The organism is Metamycoplasma orale ATCC 23714 (assembly GCF_000420105.1).
GTDB classification, from domain to species: domain Bacteria; phylum Bacillota_I; class Bacilli_A; order Mycoplasmatales; family Metamycoplasmataceae; genus Metamycoplasma; species Metamycoplasma orale.
Map to the genome: position 1 here is coordinate 21,555 of NZ_ATUH01000005.1, position 23,221 is coordinate 44,775.

A 23,221-nucleotide genomic window follows, 5' to 3' on the forward strand; every position below is an offset into this window, starting at 1 on the left:
AACAGATATTTGTAAATCTTAAAATAATTATTTTATAATTTTAAATATGTCTAATTATAATGCAAAAGATTTAAAAGTTTTAAAGGGCTTAGAAGCCGTTAGAAAGAGACCTGGTATGTATATCGGGTCTACTGATAGTACTGGGCTTCACCACTTAATATGAGAAATAGTTGATAACGCTTTAGATGAAGCTTTAGCAGGATATGCCAACGAAATTAAAGTTACACTCAAAGCTGATGGTTCATGTATTGTTGAAGATAATGGGCGTGGTATTCCTGTTGATAAACACTCAGGTGGAAAAACTGGTGTTGAATTAATTTTTACAGAACTTCATGCTGGTGGAAAATTTGAAGAAGGAGTTTACAAAACTAGTGGGGGATTACACGGGGTTGGATCTTCAGTAGTAAATGCCTTAAGTTCAAAATTAATTGCTAAAGTTTATCGTGATAAAGAAGAATATGAAACTGAATTTGAACAAGAAAAAATCGTAACTAGAACTCATAAAATTGGTAGCACAACTAAAAGAGGTACAAGAATTCAATTTTGACCTGATTTTACTATTTTTAAGAAATCTAAATTTTCAAGTGAAATAGTTAAAGAAAAATTACGTGAATCAAGTTTTTTAATTCCTAATTTAAAAATATATTTTACAAGTGAACTAAATAACGATAAAGTTATTTTTGAAACTAATGAAGGTATTAAAGAATATGTTAAATATATAGCTGAAGGTAGAAATTTAATTGGTAGTGTATTTCACGCTTCAGGCGTACATAAAAAAATAGATATTGATATTGCTATGGTTTATACAGATAACTATAACGAATCAATCTTTAGTTTTGTTAACAATGTTAAAACTCGTGATGGTGGAACTCATGAAGTTGCTTTTAAATCTGCATTAACTAAAACTATTAATGAATACGCAAGTGCACAAGGTATAATGAAAAATAAGACCTTTGAAGGAAATGATGTCAGAGAAGGACTTGTTGCAGTAATTTCTTTAAAAGTTCCTGAATCTATTTTAGAGTTTGTTGGTCAAACAAAAGATAAATTAGGAACAGCTGAAGCACGTGAAGCGGTTGAAGAATTTTTATCAGAAAATTTAATGTTTTATTTAAATGAAAACAAAAAAGAAGCTGATGTTATTTTAACTAAAATTAAAAAAGCATATGATGCTAGGGTAGCTGCTAGAAATGCTCGTAATGAAATAAGAAAAGTTAAAACTAAACTTGAAGCTAAAAAAATTCTTTCAGGTAAATTAACACCTGCTCAATCAAAAAATCCAGCAATCAAAGAGCTTTTCTTAGTCGAAGGAGATTCAGCTGGTGGTTCAGCTAAAATGGGTCGTGACCGTGTTACTCAAGCGATTTTACCATTGCGTGGTAAAGTACTAAATACTGCTAAAGCAAAGTTAGTAGATATTTTAGGCAATGAAGAAATCGCTACAATTATTAATACTATTGGTGCGGGCATACAAGAAAACTTTAATCTTAAGAATTGTCAATATGGAAAAATAGTTATTATGACCGATGCTGATACTGATGGTGCGCATATTCAAATATTACTTTTAACTTTCTTCTATCGTTTTATGAAACAATTAATTGATAATGGTATGGTTTATATAGCACTTCCTCCACTTTATAAAGTGACCGTAAGATCAGCTAAAACTAAAATTTACTATGCTTGAGATGAAGAAGAATTAAAAGAACTTACAACAAAATATTCTAACTATGAAATTCAAAGATATAAAGGTCTTGGTGAAATGAATGCCGAACAACTTTGAGAAACTACTATGAATCCTAAAACTAGAAGCATTATTAAAGTTAGAATTGATGATGAAGCTCTTACTGAAAGAAATGTAAGTACACTAATGAGCGATGATATTGGTGGAAGAAAAGAATGAATTAACACTCACGTTGATTTTTCTGATGAAGATGATTTCCAAATTAAAACTGATATTAATAAATAGAAAGGAGTTGCACAATGTCTAAAAATGATAAAAATAAAAGGAATCAAAATAATGATGATAAAAGTAAAAAAGAAGAAATAGATCTTTATATTGAGAATATCATTGAGAAAAATATGATTGAAATTATGAATGATAGATTTGGACGTTATTCTAAATATATCATTCAACAACGTGCTATTCCTGATGCTCGTGATGGGCTTAAACCAGTTCAAAGAAGAATATTATATTCAATGTGAAATTTACATTTGAAAAATAATCAACCCTTTAAAAAATCAGCCAGAATTGTAGGGGATGTTATTGGTAGATATCACCCACATGGCGATTCTTCTATTTATGAAGCTCTTGTAAGAATGTGTCAAGAATGAAAGAGTAATTATCCACTTATTGAAATGCACGGTAATAAAGGCTCTATTGATGATGACCCAGCTGCTGCTATGCGTTATACTGAATCTAGACTTGAAAGAATAAGCGAATTATTACTTAAAGACCTAGACCGTAAAGTAGTTTCTATGGCGCCTAACTTTGATGATAGTGAATATGAACCCATTGTTTTACCTTCGCTAATACCTAACTTATTAATTAATGGTGCTAAAGGTATTGCAGCAGGTTTTGCCACTGAAATTCCACCGCACAATTTAAATGAAATTTTAGATGCTACTATTAAATTAATTAAGAAACCAACCACTTCTTTTAGAGAATTAAGAGAAATTGTTAAAGGACCTGATTTTCCAACTGGTGGTCTTATAAATGGACTTGAAGGAATCGATCAAGCTTTTGAAACAGGACAAGGAAAAATAATTTTATCTTCTAAGTTTAAATATGTTTATAGTGAAGAAGATCCTGAGAAAATAATTGGAATTGATATTTATGAAATTCCTTTTGGCGTTGTTAAATCAAAATTAGTTGCTGATATTGATACTTTGGTTATTGATAAAACTATAAATGGTGTCGCTGAAGTTAGAGACCAATCAAATCGTGAAGGCATTTCAATTTATTTAGAACTTGAAGAAGAAGCTAACCCCGAAGCTATCATTAACTATTTAATGTCAAAAACTGATCTTAGAATATCATATAACTACAATATGGTTGCAATTTTTGAAAATGCACCTAAACTTATGAATCTTCAAGGTTTATTGTATGCTTATTTATTGCACTTAAAGGACGTTAATACCAAAGGTATTACTTTTGATTTAGAAAGATATAAAATAAGACTTGAAATTGTTGAAGGTTTTATTAAAGTAGCACTAATTTCTGATGAAGTTATTAAAGTAATTAGAAATTCGGATAATTCTAAGAAAGGTGTTATTGAAGCTTTAGAAAGAGAATTTGGTTTTACTAACCTTCAAGCTACTTCTATTGCTGAACTTAGATTGTATAAATTATCTAGAATGGATCAAGAAGAATATGCTAGAGAAAAAATAGAACTTGAAGGTTTGATTGCTAATTGCAATGAACTTTTAAATAACCCTGATGCATTTGATAAGTTTTTGATTGCACAACTTAAAGATATTCAAAAAGAATATGGCATGCCTAGAAAAACAGAAATTTCTGAAGAAAAAGTATCAAATGTTGTCAATACTAAATTGCTTGCTAAAAATGAAGATTATTATTTCTTTATTTCTCAAGAAGGATATATTAAAAGAATTAGTAAAAAGACAAGAATGTCAAATGATTTTTCTTCATATAAATTAAAAGAAAATGATGCAATATTTTATTTTGATAAAATAAATTCATTATCTAAAATGTTATTTTTCACAAACTTAGGTAACTATTTTATTTTAGATGCACATACTATTAAAGAATGTGGCTGAAAAGATTTAGGAACTCACGTATCTTCTATTGTTGCTCTTGATAATGGTGAAAGCATTGTTAGAATCATGGAAGTTACTTCATTCCAAACATATGCAAAACTTATTATGATAACTAGAAAAGGTTATGCTAAAAAAATGAGTTTAAATGATTTTGAAGATAAATACGTTGCAAGAAAAAGAACATGTATGCCTTTAAAAGCTGATGATAGATTAGTTGACGTTAAGGTTTCTAATGTAGAAAAAATGTTATTCATTTTAATAACAGGCGGAATTTATTACTTCTTTGATGACAAAATTGTTAGTGAATATTCAGCTAAGGCAAGCGGAATATCTTTACTTAAGTTAGATGATGATTCATATGTTGAAGCATTTAATACTTTAAGACCATTTAATGAAAGAATGATTTTATGTACTAACAAGGGTCAATTTAAAAAATGTAGAATTAAAGAAATTAAGCCTGTTGGTAGAAATTCACGTGGAAAAATATTCTACTTCCCTTCAAAAACTGTCAAATCTGAAGTAACTGGTATTGAAAGTTGAACTAAAGAAATTTCATACTATTTTACTAATTCAGAAAATCAACCCGAAAAATTTGAACTTAAATCAATTAACCCTTCACCATTAAAAGAACCAATCAGTAATGTTAGAATTAAAAATGTAAATAATATCGGATTTTTAATTCAACCATATAAAGTTAATGAATTAAGTGATAAAAATGTTATTGATGCTGCACGTGATGAATTAAGAAAACAAAATCATGAATATGAAGAAAATGATCTTGATGTAACACAAAGTGCTGAATCTGTAATCTTTAAACATGGATACATTTTTGAAGATACAGTTTATGATAAAAATGAAGAAAAAGAAATTCTTTCAAAATTAAAAGACAACAAAATTGCAATTTCTGGTGAAATTGACAAAAACACAAGTATTGAAGTCAAATTACAAGAAAGAAGTCTTACTGATGAAAATAACTCTGAAGACTTTAGAACCGTTGATGATGATATAGTCACTGAAGTGGATTTAGATTTTACAAAAACGGAAGAATCTGCTTTAGATGTTGGAAAAATATTTGGTAAAGAAAAAGAAGAAGAAAAGCCAAAGAAAAATACAAAGCCTGTAACTAAAGAAAGTGTTGATAAAAAAATTGAAGCTATGGAAAACTTAGATTTAGACAAAATTTTAAATGGTAGTGGTGATTTTAAAATTTGAAAAAAATTTAAGAAATAGTTTAAAATATAATAGATTTTTAATTAAATTCAAAAACAATTAATTTATTTAACAAATTTTATTAATAGAAACTTATTTACAAAAAAAGGAATTATTATGAGAATAGAAATTAGACAAAGAAATAAAAAACGTGCTGAACTTAGAAAAGCAAAACTTGCTAAAGAAAGAGCAAGAGAATTAAGAAGAGCAGAAAAATATGGTAAAACTACTACTTCTAAAGAAGTAAAAAAAGTTGAAGCTAAACCTAAAGCATCAACCGCTAAAAAAGAAGCAGCGCCTAAAAAAGAAACAGTAAAAAAAGCTGCTCCTAAAAAAATAGAATCTAAATAATAAAATATGAAAAAAAAGTATGAAATTTTAATTTCATTACTTTTTTAATTTATATGGAGAAAAATATGGCAAAAAAATTAATAAGATACACACAAAGCCCAGAAGAATTTAATGAAATGGTAAAAAAAATAGCAAGCCTTTGTTCAATTCCTTCTATTAGTGAATATTCAAAAAATGCAGAATATCCCTTTGGTGTTGAATGTAATAAAGCTTTAAACTATACATTAAAATTAGCTAAAGAATTTGGTTTTAAAATTCACAAAGATCCAAGCAAAATGTATGGTTTTGCTCAAATTGGTGAAGGCGATAAAATTATTGCTATTTTAGCACACCTTGATGTAGTTCCTGAAGGTAATAGCGCAAAGTGACTTACGACTAATGCGTTTTTGCCAATAAAGAATGCAACTGATTTATATGCTAGAGGTAGTGTTGATGATAAAGGACCTACAATTGTTAATTTATATGCAATGAAATATATTAAGGACCACAACCTTTTAAAAGACGATTGAGCAATAAGATTAGTTTTTGGTTTATCTGAAGAAACAAGTATGCTTTCTATGAAAACTTACTTACATGATTTTGGAGAACCGCTAATTGCTTATACTCCTGATGGATGTTGACCTGTAGTATATGCAGAAAAATTAATTTACCATATTAATTTGTGATTCCCTGCAATTGAAGGACTCGCAATAGAAGCAGGTAAAGTTGTAAATCAAATTCCTGATTCTATTTATGTTCAATATCCAAATATTGAAAAACTGCAAGATAAGTTTCCAGAAGGCGAAACTAAATACGAATCTAAACTTAATATATTAAAAGTTAATGGTATTTCAGGACATGGATCTGATCCAGCTTCAGGGGAAAATGCTATTTTAAAATTCTTTAAAGAATTTATTAAAGCAGAACCTAAATTAAAAAACAATGCTTTATTTAAGTTTTTTAGTCAAAATTTTAGTGATGAAAATGATTTCAGCCTAAAAGAAATTTTTCCTAACTATGAAGATCATTCAGGTAAATTAACTGCAAACCTAGGTATGATTAGAACTATTCCGGGATATTATGTTTTATCATTTGATTTGCGTGTTCCGGTAACATTTACTAAAAGCAATATCTTTAGTGATTTATCTAAATATATTTCTACATTGAATAAAAAAATTCATATTGAACCTATTTCAACCAAAAGTGCCAAAGTTCTAGATAGAAATGATAAGTTAGTTACAATATTGATGGACACTTATAATGAATATCATAAAACTTCACTAGAACCTATTGCTATGGGTGCTGGTACATATGCAAGATTGTTTGATAATTGTGTGGCCTTTGGGGCAACTAGTGATGTTAAATTAATGCATGCAAGTAATGAAAGATATTCATTTAAAGAAATGAAAGAATCTCTAGAAATCTATATAAATGCTTTATATAGATTACAAGATTATTTTGATAATTAAGATAATTAAATTATAAAAAGGAAAAAACATTGAACCAGAAAAATGTTAAAAAAATAAGTTTTGGTTTAGCTCTTACAATGATTGTTGGAACAGTTGTTGGTATAGGTATATTTTTTAAAAATATTTCTATTAAAAAAACTGTTGATAGTGAAGGAATAGCTTGACTTTTAACTTGAATTATTTCAGGAATTATTGCAATTTGTTGTGCACTTAGTTATTGAGAAATAGGTACACTCAAAAATTCTAAAATTTCTGGACTTGCTAATTGATCGACCCAAATTAAAAACAAAAAATTTGGTTATTTTATTGCATTCAATTGAACATTTTTTTATGGCGGTCTTTTAATATGCATTATTAGTTTTTTTAGTGCTGAAACTTTTTTAGAACTAATTAAATCTATTTTTAATGTAAATGTTCCTATTTATGTTTTGCCATTTTGTGCTTTAAGTATATTTACAATTATTTTTTTAACTTTAATGTTAAGTATAAAAAATAGTAAGTGAATTCAAAGCATTACTACAGTAATTAAATTACTTCCCCTTTTATTTGCAATTATTGTAGGAATTATATTTGCTAATAAAAACTTTAGTGGTGGAGCAAACACATTTTTAAAACCTTTTACTGCAAAAGGTTTACGTGGTATGTTTGTTTCTTTACCAGCTGCTCTTTTTGCTTATGATGCTTTTTTAAGTGTTGGATCTGTAGGTTCTAACATGGAACATTCTGAAAAGAAAATCCCTTTAGCAATCCTCTTTGGAATGCTATCTATTGTTATTATTTATTGTTTAATTGCTTTGTCAGCAATCTTACATAATTCAGGATCTGTTGAAGAAATATTGAAAAATGCTTTAGATATTAATTCAAAGCAAAAAGCAATTAAGGCATCACTAATATTGTTTAATATTTTCCTATTTATTTCTACATTTGGTGTGCTTAATGGCTTTGTTGCAACTTTTAGTTATGATATTAATAATGTTTACAATGCTAATTTAATGATTAATTCTAAAAAACTTAAGGAAAAATATAATTTAAAGCAATTAATTGCTTTTACTGTTCCTCTAATTTATTTAGTTATTTGAATAATTATTTCAACTATTGTATTTATAACCAAAAGTGATTATTTACTTGATGGTTTGTCAAATTTACCAACCATGATTTTCTTTAATTTTTATGGTTTAATTATTTGCTTTTATTTACATAAAAGAAAAACGTTTGCAACAAAGAAAATGAATAGTGTTCTTTATTGAATAATTTCTATATTTGCAATTATAGGTTCAATTGGAGCAAATGTTATATATTTAACTCAACTTAGTTTAGAAATATATCATAATGAAACTTTAAAATGAGGACTATTTTTCGTAAATAACAAAACTGGTCCTAAATATATAGAAATGTTATTTTACTTTGGATATTGGGCATTAATTTTAATTTCTCCTTACCTTAATAAATGAATTATTAAGAAAGCTGAAAAAAGGAATATTGAAGATGGCTTGGACGACTTATTTTTAGAAAATAATACTGATCCAAATAAATTTGAATTGCTGGTTTACAACAATTACAAAATTTTTAATAAGAATAAATTAAAAGATTAATTCATCAAAATATTATAATATATAAATGGTATTGGTCACATAGCTCAGTGGATAGAGCACAAACCTCCTAAGTTTGGTGTCGCAGGTTCGACTCCCGCTGTGATCGCCATTTTTTTATTTTATTTTTTTAAAAAAATAAGTATAATAATTTTACTATGACAAAAAACGAATTAGAAAATAAAAAACATTGTATCAAAAATGCATATAAAGATGCAAAGAAAACAGTTTTAAAAGGCAACATGTTTATGTTAGCCATTGGTCTTTTATTAGGTGCTGCATTTGGTGCTGTTGTATCATCTTTAGCAAACGATGTTATTATGGCTGCAATTGCTAAAGTTTGAAGCGGAAGTGGTGATATTGCTAAATGAGAAATTAATGGTATATATATTGGCAAATTCTTAGCAGCATTAATTAACTTTGTAATTGTTTCATTATTTATATTCTTAGCACTTTTAATTATATTTGCAATCAAAAATGCAATAGAATATAGAAAAGCTAAAAAACAACCTATCGAAGAAGAAAAAGAACCTGAACCTACAACTGAACAATTAATTTTAGAAGAATTAAAACAACTTAATGAAAAATTAAGCAAACAAAATACAAAAAACAAAACAATGTAGTAATACATTGTTTTTATTAAACTTTTTTTTACTATTTTTCAATTTGGTATAATTTATTAACTAAACAAAAATATGAAAGGGAAGATATGAATAGTTTTTTTAAGATGCAATTAAAAATTTTTTATCGGCAAATATCATCATACATTGCTGCTTTTGTTCTTTCACTTTTAAATATTGCTATAGCTGTAGCTTTATATATATCATTAAAAGTTGCTGATCCTTCAGGCAAATTAATAAATAGTTCAGAAGCCCCAGCAATGTTTAGATCATTTATGGTTATGTTCGGAACTTGCTCTGCATTTATGACTTCAGCTTTTGCAGCGCAAACTTTGTTTTATAAATATAAAGAAGAAGGCATTTATTATGTAATGCAATCTAAACCGATAACTAGAATGGAAATATATTGAGCAACTATTTTTGCTTCTATAATTTGTGTTACTTCACAAATATTTATTACAAGCGTCGGATATTTAATTGGGACCTTTTTAATACCAACTTTAGCAGTTAAAGATAAATTTTTATCATGATTAGTTTATTTTTTAGCTTCTGCTTTAATAGCCATAATTTCTATAGGTATAGGTGCTATTGGACATAATTTTGTTCAATCCAAAGCATACCAATTTATAGCTGGTTGAATTCCAATGATTATTATTATGATTTTATTTTTCATTTCTTCGCCTGCAAAAACAAAAATTAATTTAATTTCTCCAATTGCAAAATTAAAAAATGCTACAGTTCTAAAAGAAAATATTTCAGAAAAAGATAAAAAATACATTAGAAGTTTTATTGGTAACCCTTTAGATGTAAATGTTTTTTCTTTTCCTATTGAAAACAAGTTTTCAACTAAAGAAACTTTTAGCAAAATTGTGCATAATTCAAACCAAACTTTATATAACAAAATATTTTGATTAGATGCAACTTCTTATTTCAATTCATTATTTTTTACTGTTGAGAGAAAAAATGGTATTTCACAAGAATTTATGACTGTTAAAAAATTTGAATACAATGAAGATAAATTTAATAATGATTTAAATGATAATAAATTTGTATTTAAATTAGTAGACAAAGACATTAGCGGTAATGATATTACTTCATATTTTGGTTTAACTTTTAATATTTCTATTTTAAGTACAATTGCTACACCCAAAAAAGGGTCTGATTCAATTTTTGATGATTTGTCTGAATTTTTATCAAACAGTAATGAACAATCAATGACAAATGAACGTAAAACAGGGTTTGACGAAATATACAATTATTTAATTAACAAATTAGACAAATTGTATGAAGATAAAAAGGCAATTTTCAATTTAACTTTTCCAGTAATTTCAAAAGGTAATATTCTTAATTTACTTGAAGGTCTTGGAAATGATAATGATGTATTTGAAATAATTAAAAATTTTGCTATCGAAAAAGTTGTGTTTGAACAACCTGAATATTCTAAAGAAAATTTAGCCAAGTACAATCAAACACAAATGAATCAATTAAAAGATAACCCTATATTTACCAACTTAGTTGTTAAATATAATATGATTAAATCAACAGCAATTATGTATTTACTAGCCAAAATGATCAAAAACAATAATGGTTCATTAATTCAAAACTTTAATATTAATGATTTTAAATCAAAAGTTAATATTTTAAATTCTTTATCAGGTTTAAAAATTATTGAATTAAATAATAATAATATAATTGAATTTGGAACAAAACGTACTATAAAATGATATGCAAGTATATTATCTCAAATAACTTTTGCAACGCTACTTTTAGTAGTCGGTAGTATTATATATTCAAGAAAAAATAATTATTCATAATTTAAAGGACTAATCATGGTAAAAAATAAAAACGAAATTAGAACCGAAGATTCATCAAATAGCAATAAATCTAAGTCAAATATCATTAACAAAATTGTGGATAATTACAAAGTTAATAATGAATATAAGAAAAAAGCTTTAGAAGTTGAAAAACAAATAGAAAAAGCTAAAGATGATATTGCTATTTCAATTCAACATGTAACAAAAATTTTTCAAAATACTTTAGGGCAACCTTTTAGAGCTTTAGATGATATTTCTTTTGAAGTTAAAAAAGGTGAATTTCATGGTTTTATAGGAAATAATGGAGCAGGTAAAACTACAACTATTAGAATGATTTTAAATTATTACAAAGATGGATATGGGAAGATTTTTATTAATGGAATAGATTCAATTAATAAAAAATCAAAAGATAGAATTGGATATATTCCTGAAATTTCTGTTTTTCCCAAGAATTTAACTATTTTTGAATACTTATATTATTTTGCAAAATTATCCAAATTATCCACAAAAGAAGCTAAAGAAAAAGTTAATAGTTTAATGATTCAATATGGTTTTTCTTCTAAGGAATTTAATAAGTCAGCCGAAAAGCTTTCATCTGGCCAAAAGAAAAAAATATTATTAATGCAAGCAATGTTAAATGATCCTGATATTTTAATTATGGATGAACCGGCTGCTAACTTAGATCCTTCAGCTAGAATTGAGTTTTATGAAGCAATTTCAAAATTGCACAAACAAGGTAAAACTATTTTGATGTCATCACATATTCTTGCAGAACTTGAAAAGTATATTGATTCATTTACAGTTTTAGAAAATGGTAAAGTTAAAGACAGTGGTAAAATTTCGGAAAAAATTAGAAATAAAGAATTTAATTATAAAATTAATTCAACTAATAATGCTTTATTGTTTAAGAAATTGGAACTATTAAAATTTAATATATTTGAAACTAAAAATTCAATTTTAATTAAATTAAATAATATTGAAGAAAAAATCAAAATATATCAAATAGCAAAAGATAATAATATTGATATACTTGATTTACAAGAAAACAAATTATCATTAAATCAAATTTATTTTAATTCAACTGAATCAGAATAAATTTGTAGAGGAACAAATTATGGAATTATATGAAATAGTAGAACCTTTTAATAAAGGATTATTAAAGGTTAGTGATTTACATTCAATTTATTTTGAAGAAGTTGGTAATAAAAAAGGTATACCTATTTTATTTGTGCATGGTGGCCCTGGTGGTGGTTTCGATGAAAAAAGTCGTCAATATTTTGACCCCAAGCATTATCATGTTATTTTATTTGATCAAAGAGGGTGCGGTAAAAGTATACCAAGTGCTGAAATTAAGGAAAACACAACTTGAGACTTAGTTAGTGATATGGAAAAACTAAGAAAATACCTTAACATCGATAAATGAATTTTATTTGGTGGTTCTTGAGGGTCAGCCTTAAGCTTAATTTATGCAATAAATTATCCACAAAATGTAAGCGGATTAATTTTACGTGGAATTTATTTAGCTAGAGACGAAGATAATCATTATTTATATCAAGATGGAGCTTCAAACTATTTTCCTGAGTTATATGATGAATTTAAAAACTTTATTCCTAAAAATAAACAAGCAAATTTAATCCAAGCTTATCATAAATATTTAAATTCTTCTGATCAAAATATTGCATTAAAAGCTGCATATCACTGGGCAAAATGAGAACTTAGTTTAATAACATTAAATCCCCTTCTAGAATTAGAAAAATATTTACAAGATACAAAAGCTAATTTAGAATTGGCAAGATTAGAAAATCATTATTTTGTAAATCATAATTTTTTAGATGATGATAATTACATTTTAAACAATGCATATAAAATTAAAGACATCAAAACAATTATTATTCATGGAAGATACGACATGGATTGTCGTCCCTTAGGAGCATATTTATTATCAAAACAATTAAATAATTGTGAACTCAATTTTATTAATGCCGCAGGGCATTCATCTAAAGAAAAAGGTATAGCAGAAGCTTTAGTTGACGCTACTGAAAAATTTAAAAAACTAGTAAATAATTAATTTCTACTTACGAAAATGAAAGCAAAAATATGCTTTCATTTTTATTATTGTTAAATTTTTAGTGCATTTTAGAATTTCATTGTCCTCATTATAAATATTAATCTATTTAATAATGTATAATATGTAATATTTATTAGCACTTTTAGGCTCATAAAATATTATTTAATGAAGGGAAACATCATGGCAGAATCTAAAGAACTTAAAAAATACGAGGGCGAACTCAAAGCAAGCAAGGAAGACGAAAAATTTGAAAAAAGTATTCAAAGAGAGGTTGACAATTACAACATTGATGATTTATTAAAAAGTAAATCTAAAACATCATTAAATAAAGATGTTAACAAATTAAAATTAGTTAAAATAATGTCAATTCCTTTGATATCTATTTTTTCTGTGCAAATTGTTGCGGGTATTGCTATTGAAGGACTATTGCAATCAAAAACACCTAAAATTACTCCCACTTATGATAGTAAAGAACAATTAGAATTTGATACTATTATGAGAAAAATAGGGGACACTATTGAATCAAATAACATTTTAAGGTTTAAAAACGAACCTAAAATTAATAAATTAAGAATTTCTGGCAATATTAAACATATTGGCGAAGAAGCATTCAAAGATTTTAAACACATTGAAGAAATTATTTTTGAAAAAGATTGTGATCTTAAAAGCATTGGCTATCAAGCATTTTTAGGAATGGTAGGAGTTAAAAAAATTACATTTGAAAATCCTAATTCTATTTCAATTTTAAATTTAGACGAATTTACTAATTTAGCTAATGATGACACTGCATTTCAATTTGGAAGAAATGAAGATAAAAATATTGTTAATGCTTCTAAAGCTGATTATTTAGCTATGTTTAATAAGGCTACTTTAACAAAAGCAGAACTTGAAAGAGTTTCTACAATTTCTTATAATGCATTTGCAAATAATAGTACTGTTAAAACTCTAGATTTAACTGATACTAGAATTTCAAATATTAGTAGAGATGCTTTTAAAAATTCAAAAATTAGAAATGTTTTGTTATCTAACAATTTTGAAAAAATTGAAAAAGGTATATTTGATGGTTTAACTTCATTACAATCATTAGATACAGGCTTAGGAGTTAAAGTTATATCGGACGAAGCTTTTAAAGATAGTTCCATTTCTGAAATTACTTTTGGTAATAATTTATTAGAAATTGGTGAAAGTGCTTTTGAAAATACTAAACTTATAAATGTTGTTATGCCTGAGAGTTTAAAGACTTTAGGTAGATATGCTTTTGCTAATATTACAACACTTGAAACTTTTGTTTTAAACGATGTAGAAACTATTGGAATAAATATTATTTCTAATTCTAAAGCACTTAAAAAATTAGATATATCTAAAACTAAAAAAGCTTCAATTGATATTGTTAGTGACATTGAAGTTGAAGAATTAATAATAAATAATTTAGTAAATGAATTAGGTAGTGATATATTATCAACTTTTAATATTAAAAAGTTAGTATTAAAAGATGTTAAATCAATTAGCAGTTCTTTATTCGAAAATAATACAACTTTAAGAGAAGTTGAGTTAAAAGAAGGCTTGTCAGATATAAAAGAAAAAGCTTTTAAAAATGTTAAATTATCTAAACTTACATTACCTAATTCATTAAAAACAATTGATAGTGAAGCATTTGCTAATTGTGGATTAGAAGAAGGTATTGATTTTGGTTTATCGCAAAATTTATTTATTGGAGATAAAGCATTTCAAAATAATAATTTTATTAATTTAAATATTAGTGCAATTGCTGAAATTAGAAATGATAATGTATTTGAAGGTTGTGCTAATATTCAAAATGTTACCATGCATGAAGATGTAAAAATTTCTACAACATTTTATTCAAAAGGATTATTAGCATCTAGATATACTTTAAAAAAGATATTTGTACCAAAATCTTTATATCAAAATATTTCAGAAACTATTTGAAATGATAGTTTAACGCAAAGGGATCAATCTTTTGATGAATCTTGATACAGTTTTTTCTGTCTAAAAGATTCTACAACAGATTCATATAAACTCCCTTATAAAAATATTGATTTTATTGAATATGGTAAAGGTGTTAAATATATTAAAAGCATTACACCTGAACATATGTTTAATAAATATAGAGTAATTAATATAAAAATTAATGACACTATTAAAGGATTTTCAACAAATGCTTTTGCTAATCAAAATATAAATATAGTTAGTGATTCAATTAATTCAAAAACTATTATTGGTGATAATGCTTTTACTAGATTAGGTATGATAAATGGTAAAGATACATTAATTACTAGTGAATTTAAAGAAATGAATATTGAAAGTTTTCAAAAATTATTAAATTCTTATTCGGGAAAAATATTATTTTCAAATGACTTTGCCTTTGATAGTATTAGTACAACTGCTTTAGTTGCTAATAGTGTTGAATTTGAAAATGGTATTGAAACTATTAATAATATTAAATGAGCAGAAAATTTCAAATTTGGCTTAGATGATTTATATGATTCTAAACCAACAGTTAAAAAAATAATAATACCTAATAGCGTTAAAAAAATTGTTAATTCATTTGCTAATTTTAGATGTGATAATAATACAGAATTAGCATTTTCTGAAGGTAGCCTTTTAGAAACAATTGAAAATTCATTTAATAATATAACTAACTGTACTTCGCTAGATTTTTCTAAAACTAAATTACATGAAATAATTGGAAGTGATTCCTTTAATAAAATAAAAGCTAATAAGCAAACAAAACAATTAAATTTATCATTGCCGTTAAATTTATTAGATTCATATGATCATACATACTTTAATTCCGATACTAATGAATCTTCTGAGTTCACATCTTTAAATAATAAAGATGTATTAAATCTTAACGAATTAAAAAACCCTGCATTAATTAAAGCATTTATACAATTTAAAATTAAATTAAATTTATCATATATTGCAGAATTTACCATGACTAATAATATGTTAGAAAATAGTAAGTTTACTGAAGTTGTGTTTGATGAAGGATATGCAACTATTCCTGATAAATTTTTATTTAATAGTGAAATAACTAAGCTTACATTACCTACTACTCTTACTCATATTGGATCAAATGCTTTTGTAAATACAAAAATAAAAGATCTTGATTTTAGACATATTACTCATTTGCAAAGCATTGGTGAAAATGCATTTGGTTTTACTAAATATAACGAAGGTTGACAAGGCAAATATGGAATTGATACAATTAATGGGAAAGCAGAATTAAGTTTAAGTGAATGAAATGCTATTACTAATAAAAAATTTGTGTTTGGTTTATTTTTAGGGAAAGTTACTGCATCTGCTAGCACTTTTGAAAATAATAAAATTCCTACAAAATACTTTTTTTCTAATTTGTTTTCTGAATTGATTTTAGAATCAGGCATTAGAGAATTAGAAAATAAAGCTGTAGAATATATGGCTAATGTAAGACATATTACACTTCCCAATACAATAATAAATTATGGTGAAGATGGCGAAAACTTTAGCACATATGCAAATAAAATTTTAACAATTAATGGTAAAAATGAAATTAATGCTAATAATATTCCGAGAGAATTACTTAGAGCATTTGCGGGAAAAATAGTGTTTTCAAATAATCCTCCTGAAAACTTAATGCTTAATCATGTAACTTCGCTAGTATTTGAACCTGGTGTTACTGAAATACCTAAAAATTTTGGTCCAACTTCTTTTAATACTAATGAATTATCTGAAGTAGTTTTTCCTAATACTCTTATTAAAATTGGGGACAATGCATTTGAAAATTCAAGAATTAGGAATTTAGTTTTACCATCTTCAGTTAAAAGCATTGGTTATTTTGCGTTTGGCTCTTCAAGTTTAGAAAATGGAATAGAAACAATTAATGGTAAAACAGAATTAAATTTTGATGATTGGTTAAAGCCTGATTATGATGTCAAACCAAGTGCATTTAACGGATTTGGTGGAAAAGTAATAATTTCCGAAAATGCATTATCTAAGATTCCGAATAAAAGTTTTTATAAATTTTTATTTTCTGAAATTGAATTTCAAGAAGGCATAACAGAAATTACTAAAAATATATTTAATAATATATATCCTAACACATATTTTAATCCAAGGTTAAAAAATATAATATTACCAACATCACTTCAAAAAATAAATATAAATCTTCATTTTTCACCCCAAGATAGTTTTTTGGGCTATTTTGGCAATTTAAAAGTTTTTGATACTATTAATGGTAATTCAACTTTAAATTATGATGATTGATTTAATAAAGACGTAGGCATCGATACTTTTTCATCTTTTGGCAAAGAACTAGTTGTTTCAAGTGCACTTAATAACAAGTTTAGAAAATACGATGTAAAAATAAGTTTTGCTTGTGAAACATTAAGATTTTCTGATGATATAGAATATATATCGTTTAGAGGGAAATCTGAAAGAGAATCAGCTTTTCCATACTTAAAAGAATTAATTTTGCCTGAAAATATTAAGCAAATTAGAGGCAATTTCTCTTCAAAATTTTTAGAAAAAATAAATGGTAAAACCGAATTAGATTTAGATTATTGACAAACAAAAGGAATCATTAATAAACCTGAAGAAATATTTTCAGTTTTTAGTGGTTTTAATAATAAAGTTATTATTTCTAAAAATCAAGCAGAAGCTCTTCAAAATATATCTGATTTTGCTTATTTTGTCAACAGTAAAGAAATTGTTTTTAAAGAAGGAATACAATACCTACCATTTTTAAGTATTTCATTTGGTGCAAGAAGAGAGTATCAAGAACAAATTATTCATATACCTAGCACATTAGAATTTTTAGAAGATAATTGACTTAATTATTTTTATCCAGCAAACATTTTTAGTAAAAAATTCAATGGGTATGATGATGAACGTTATACTAAATTTATAATTCATGCAAAAGATGATGAAACTTATAATAAAAAAGTTGATCAAATTAGAAAATTATTCCAAATTTGTGCAAGAGATAAATCATTATCGTTCTTGTCATTTGAACATTCTACGGATTTAATTAAATAATAATATATAAGATTTATTAGTATTTTATATACTAAAATTAAAACAATATTTAGACTTAAAGGAAAATTATATGAAAGCAAGTAAAGAAATTAAAAAAGATGAAATTAAAAGCAATTCAGAAGATGTTTCTAAAGATATTGCTAATATAGATCACACTAATAATAAAAAACTTAAAAAAAATAAATCTGCAATACTATCAGATAAAGATACAAGTAAATTGAAATTAGTTAAAATAATGTCTATTCCTTTGATATCTATTTTTTCTGTTCAATTAGTAGCAGGTGTTGTTATTGAAGGTATGTTAAAAAATGTACCAAAAGTTAACCCTCAATTTGAAAACGAAGAACAAATTAAATTTGATGCTATTTTGCAAAATGCAGATAAAGTTATAACTTCAGAGAATGTTAATGAATTTAAAAATAAACCAAAAATTAATAAATTAAGAATTACAGGCAAAATTAAAGAAATAGGCGCTGGAGCTTTTAAAGATTTTAAGTACATTGAAGAAATTATTTTTGAAAAAGATTGTGTACTTAATAAAATTGGTTATGAAGCTTTTTCGGGGATGACAAGCTTAAAAAAAATCACATTTGAAAATCCTGATTCTATTTCGATTTTAAGTTTAGATGATTTTCCTAAATTAGCTAGTGATAATACCGCATTTCAATTTGGAAGAAAAGAAGATAATAATGTAGTTAATGCTTCTAAAGCTGAATATTTAGCTATGTTTAATAAGGCTACTTTAACAAAAGCAGAACTTTTAAGAGTTTCTACAATTTCATATAATGCATTTAAAAATAATAGTAGTGTTAAAACCTTAGATTTAAGTGATACTAAAATATCTTATATCGGTAAAGATGCTTTAAATAATTCTAAAATAGAAAATGTTTTGTTATCTAACCAATTTGAAAATGTTGAAAAGGGTGTATTTAATGATTTAACTTCATTAAAATCATTAAAATTAGGTACTAAAGTTCTTAAAATAGATGATGAAGCCTTTCAAAATAGTTCAATTAGCCAAATTATTTTTAATGATCAATTAGTAGAAATTGGTGAAAAAGCTTTTGAAAATTCCAAATTAATAAATGTAGTTACTCCTAATAGTTTAAATAAATTGGGTAGAAATGCTTTTGCTAATATTACTACACTTGAAACATTTGTACTAAATAATGTCCAAACAATTGGTGCTAATATTATTGCTAATTCTAAGGCACTTAAAAAATTAGATTTATCTAAAGCTGAAAAGATTACAAGTGATTCAATAAAAGATATACAAGTAGAAGAATTTATTGTTAATGATTTAGTTAATAAATTAGGTAAAGAAGTATTAGCTACATACAATATTAAAAAATTAGTATTAAGCAATTTAAAAATTGTTGATCGTTCATTATTTGAAAATAATACTTCTTTAAAAGAACTTGAATTAAGAGAAGGGCTACAAGAAATTAAAAATAGTGCTTTTAAAAATGTTAAATTAGAAAAACTTACATTGCCTAAATCACTAAGAAAAATTGATGCTAAAGCTTTTGAAAATTGTGGTCTTTCAAAAGGTATTGATTTTGGCACCTCAAAAAATTTAGAAATTTGAGATGAAGCTTTTGCTAATAATGATTTTACAAAACTAAATATTAGTGCAGTTGCCGATATTAAAAATGATAATGTTTTTGCAGGATGTGCTAATATTACAAATATTAGCATGCATGAAGATACAATACTTCCTAAATTCTTTTATGCTAAAGGTTTGCTTGCTTCAAGATTTGTCTTAAGAAATATTTTCATACCTAAATCTTTATATGACTATATTGGCGATGTTTCATGGGTAAATGGTATGAATTATAAAATTGCATCATTGGAAGAATGATATAAGTTTTTCTGCACTAATACACATGGTGATTTAGTCCTTCCATATCGTAATTTGGAACTTGTTGAATATGGTAAGGGAATTGAGTATATAAAAGGAATCACTCCTGAATTTATGCTTGATAGAAATAGACCACTAAACATAAAAACTCATGATGAAGTTCAAGGTTTTGTTTATGAAGCATTTAATAATCAATGTATAAATTTAATTAGTAATTCTATTACTCCTACTACGTCTATTGGTAAAAATGCATTTACACAATTAGGCATGATTAATGGTAAAAATATATTGACTACTAATGAATGGAAGACTTTGTCAGTAAATAATTTAAAAACGCTAATATCTGCATTTAATAATAAAATTGTATTTTCTAATGATTTTGATTATGATATATTGCAACAATCTTCTTTGGTTGCAAACTCTGTAGAATTTGAAGAAGGTACTCAAATAATTAAAAATATAGGTTGAAAAAGTTTTCAAAAATTTGGGTTGACTAATCTAAGCCTTCATCAAACATCTGTAAAAGAAATTAAGTTTCCAACAAGCGTTAAAAAAATTATTAACTCATTTCATAATATACATCTTTATGGAAATAATACAATAAGTTTTTCTAATGGTTCTCTTCTAGAAACAATTGATAATTCTTTTAGTTCAATTAATAATTGTGCTTCATTAGATTTTTCTAATACAAAATTAAGAGAAATATTAGGCGAAAATTCAATTAATAATATTATTTCTGATAAAAACACAGGAAAATTAAATTTATCTCTTCCTTTGAATTTATTAGATTCATGTGATTTAGAATATTTTAACAATAGAGATACCTCAAGTAATTTTACTTCATTAAATGACAAAGATAATTTATCACTTAATGAATTAAAAAGCCCATCTTTAATTAAAATATTTAAGAAGTTTAATATCAAATTAAATTTAACCTATTTAAATCCAAGCTTTACTTTAACTAATCATATGTTTGAAAATAGTAGTTTTTCAGAAATTCATTTTGGTGAAGGATATAAAATAATTCCCGAATCATTTTTAAAAAATAGTTATTTATTAACTAAAGTTACATTACCTAGTTCATTAACTCACATTGGAACAATGGCCTTTTTAAATGCTAATTTAAAAGAACTTGATTTTAGACACATTACAAACTTACAAAATATTGGTATAGATGCTTTTGGTTATACTGAAGAAGCTTCAAATGTTAAAGATTTAGGAATTAACACTATTAATGGAAAAAATGAATTAAGTTTAGGTGATTGAAATAATATTACCAATAAACAATTTGTTTTTGGTTTATTTAAGGGTAAAGTTATTGCAACTACTAATACATTTAATGCTAATAAAATACCTGCAAACTACTTTAATCACAAACTATTTTCAACATTAGTTATTAATTCGGGTATAACTACTTTAGAAAATGATGCATTAAATGATTGTCCTAATTTAGAACATATTACATATCCAACCACTTTAACAAATCATGGTATTAATTTAAGTGGCTCAAAAAATAAAATATTAAGCATTAATGGAAAAACAACTATTAATGCTTCAGAAGTTCCTGGATATTTACTTCAATTATTTGCTGGTAAAATTATTTTTTCAAATAACCCTACCACTTCTACTCCAAGACTTAAATATGTCCGTTCAATAAAATTTGAAAATGGTGTAACACAAATACCTGCTAATTTCTTAGATCCTTCTTGTGATACTTTAGAAGAGTTAGAATTGCCAAATACTTTAACTACTATAGGCGAAAAAGCATTTTTCAATAGTAAAATTCAAAATTTAGTAATACCTGAATCAGTTAAAAATATAGGTAAAAAAGCTTTTGGTTCATCTAGTTTAATTGACGGAATTAGCACAATAAATGGAAAAACTATATTGAATCTAGATGATTGACTTAAACCAGGCAATGATATACATCCTAGTGCATTTAATGGTTTTGGTGGTAAATTGTTTATATCTAATTCGGCATTGTCTCAATTCAGAACAAACCCTGGTGGGGCTGATATAAAATGCTTTGAAGATTTTTATTTCTCTGAAATAGAATTTGCAGAAGGCATTACCGAACTTACTAAAGATATTATTGCAAACAAATTTAGTGATGGGCATATTCCAAGATTAAGAAATATAATTTTACCTACTTCACTTACAAAAATTACAATTAATTTATCTTTTTCTAATAATGACGAAAAAATCCTTTATAAACTTTATGATACTGTAAATGGTAGTTCTACATTAAATAATGATGAATGAATTCAAAAAGGTGCTAATATAAATACTTTTGCTTCTTTTGGTAAAGAACTATATATTACTGATAGTTTTGCAAGAAAAATCAATGGCCTTGAAAAGTTCTGATCAGCATGTGAAAAATTAGTGTTTGCTAATGACGTACTATTAGATGCAGATGAAACTGTTGCTTTAGGCATTAATAGCAAACCAGCTGGCGCATTTCCATTTCTAAAGGAAGTAATTATTCCTGATAGTATTAAAAAAATAAGTATTAATTTTGCTTCTCCATTTTTAGAAACAGTTAATGGAAAAACTGAGCTAGATTTAGATGAATGATATAACAGATCTATATCAAATAATAAATTATCCTTATTTAGTGGTTTTAATGGTAAAGTATTTATCTCTAAACTATATAATTTTGAATTAGAAAATAATCAAGAATTTACACAATTTTATAATAGCAAAGAAATTGTATTTAAAGAAGGAATACGTTACATACCATTTTTAAGTATTTCATTTGCGCCACGCGATGAATATAAAGATCAAATTATCCATATTCCAAGCACTTTTGAAGGAACATTTGGACATTTTGAACCCGATTACCATACCACTATGCCTTTTAGTATGATGGAAAACTTTATTAAGCGAATTAATCCTAAGCGAAAATTAGAACGTAATACTAAATTTATAATTCATGCTAAAGATGAAGAAACATATAATAAAAAAGTTAAGTTAATTGAAAATATATTTAGACTTTGCGCACAAGATAAGTCTTTATCATTCTTATCATTTGAGCATTCAACGGATTTAATTGAATAGCATTTAGAATAATTTTTTAAAACAAAAAAGGACTCATTTTAAACTAGGACAAAAATTTTGGACTAAATTGTAAAATTTTTGTTGTTGTAAACATCCCATAATTCTTGGGGTGTTTTTAAATTAAATTTTTTTAAAAATCTCTCATTATTATACCAATCTATAAATTCTTTTATTTTATTTTTTAATTCAATAAAAGTAAGTGTTTTAACGGTTTGATAGAAGTTCGGAAAAATTTCAGTTTTTAATATAGAAAAGAAATATTCAATTTCTCGATTATCCAGTGAGTTTCCTATTCTTGACATTGATATAACGCCATTAATAGAATTAATAAAACTTACAAATTCTTGAGAAGAATATTGAATGCCGTGATCTGAATGAATAATAAATTTT

Annotated in this window: 12 protein-coding genes and 1 tRNA gene; 12 read left to right on the forward strand and 1 reads right to left on the reverse strand. The window is 25.6% G+C overall.

Features of this window, described 5'->3' with window-relative positions; all coding sequences use genetic code 4:
* The first annotated feature begins 46 nt into the window (after positions 1 to 46).
* The 12 genes from F795_RS0101425 (at position 47) to F795_RS0101480 (ending at position 22,831) form a co-directional block, all read left to right on the forward strand.
* Entirely contained in the window at positions 47 to 1,966 is a 1,920-nt protein-coding gene (locus tag F795_RS0101425) for a DNA gyrase/topoisomerase IV subunit B (RefSeq protein WP_022935958.1), read from the forward strand.
* A gap of 14 nt (positions 1,967 to 1,980) precedes the next feature.
* A complete protein-coding gene (locus F795_RS03380; RefSeq protein WP_022935959.1) occupies positions 1,981 to 5,007 on the forward strand; it encodes a DNA topoisomerase (ATP-hydrolyzing) in 3,027 nt (1,008 codons plus the stop codon).
* 96 nt (positions 5,008 to 5,103) lie between these two features.
* Positions 5,104 to 5,337 carry a hypothetical protein gene (locus tag F795_RS0101435; RefSeq protein WP_022935960.1) on the forward strand — a complete coding sequence of 78 codons (234 nt, stop codon included), beginning with the start codon at positions 5,104 to 5,106 and terminating at the stop codon, positions 5,335 to 5,337.
* Positions 5,338 to 5,402: 65 nt separating this feature from the next.
* The gene (locus F795_RS06440; RefSeq protein WP_022935961.1) at positions 5,403 to 6,785 is read left to right on the forward strand and encodes a Sapep family Mn(2+)-dependent dipeptidase; all 1,383 of its coding nucleotides are present in this window, start codon (positions 5,403 to 5,405) and stop codon (positions 6,783 to 6,785) included.
* A 29-nt stretch (positions 6,786 to 6,814) separates the two neighbouring features.
* Positions 6,815 to 8,377, forward strand: a complete 1,563-nt coding sequence (locus F795_RS0101445; RefSeq protein ID WP_022935962.1) for an APC family permease — start codon at positions 6,815 to 6,817, stop codon at positions 8,375 to 8,377.
* A gap of 33 nt (positions 8,378 to 8,410) precedes the next feature.
* Positions 8,411 to 8,486, forward strand: a tRNA-Arg gene (locus F795_RS0101450).
* Between the two features lie 46 nt (positions 8,487 to 8,532).
* A complete protein-coding gene (locus F795_RS0101455) occupies positions 8,533 to 8,997 on the forward strand; it encodes a large conductance mechanosensitive channel protein MscL (protein ID WP_022935963.1) in 465 nt (154 codons plus the stop codon).
* Positions 8,998 to 9,083: 86 nt separating this feature from the next.
* On the forward strand, positions 9,084 to 10,808 hold the full coding sequence (locus F795_RS06445; protein ID WP_022935964.1) for a hypothetical protein: 1,725 nt from the start codon (positions 9,084 to 9,086) through the stop codon (positions 10,806 to 10,808).
* 15 nt (positions 10,809 to 10,823) lie between these two features.
* The gene (locus F795_RS03385; protein ID WP_022935965.1) at positions 10,824 to 11,903 is read left to right on the forward strand and encodes an ABC transporter ATP-binding protein; all 1,080 of its coding nucleotides are present in this window, start codon (positions 10,824 to 10,826) and stop codon (positions 11,901 to 11,903) included.
* 19 nt (positions 11,904 to 11,922) lie between these two features.
* The gene (gene pip / locus F795_RS06450) at positions 11,923 to 12,876 is read left to right on the forward strand and encodes a prolyl aminopeptidase (protein ID WP_022935966.1); all 954 of its coding nucleotides are present in this window, start codon (positions 11,923 to 11,925) and stop codon (positions 12,874 to 12,876) included.
* 180 nt (positions 12,877 to 13,056) lie between these two features.
* Positions 13,057 to 17,913 (forward strand): leucine-rich repeat domain-containing protein, encoded by a 4,857-nt coding sequence (locus F795_RS0101475; RefSeq protein ID WP_022935967.1) that lies wholly within the window; start codon positions 13,057 to 13,059, stop codon positions 17,911 to 17,913.
* Positions 17,914 to 17,983: 70 nt separating this feature from the next.
* Entirely contained in the window at positions 17,984 to 22,831 is a 4,848-nt protein-coding gene (locus tag F795_RS0101480; protein ID WP_022935968.1) for a leucine-rich repeat protein, read from the forward strand.
* A 62-nt stretch (positions 22,832 to 22,893) separates the two neighbouring features.
* Here F795_RS0101480 and F795_RS0101485 read toward each other — a convergent pair.
* Positions 22,894 to 23,221 (reverse strand): IS3 family transposase (locus F795_RS0101485; RefSeq protein WP_022935969.1); only part of this gene is annotated, 328 nt, incomplete at its 5' end.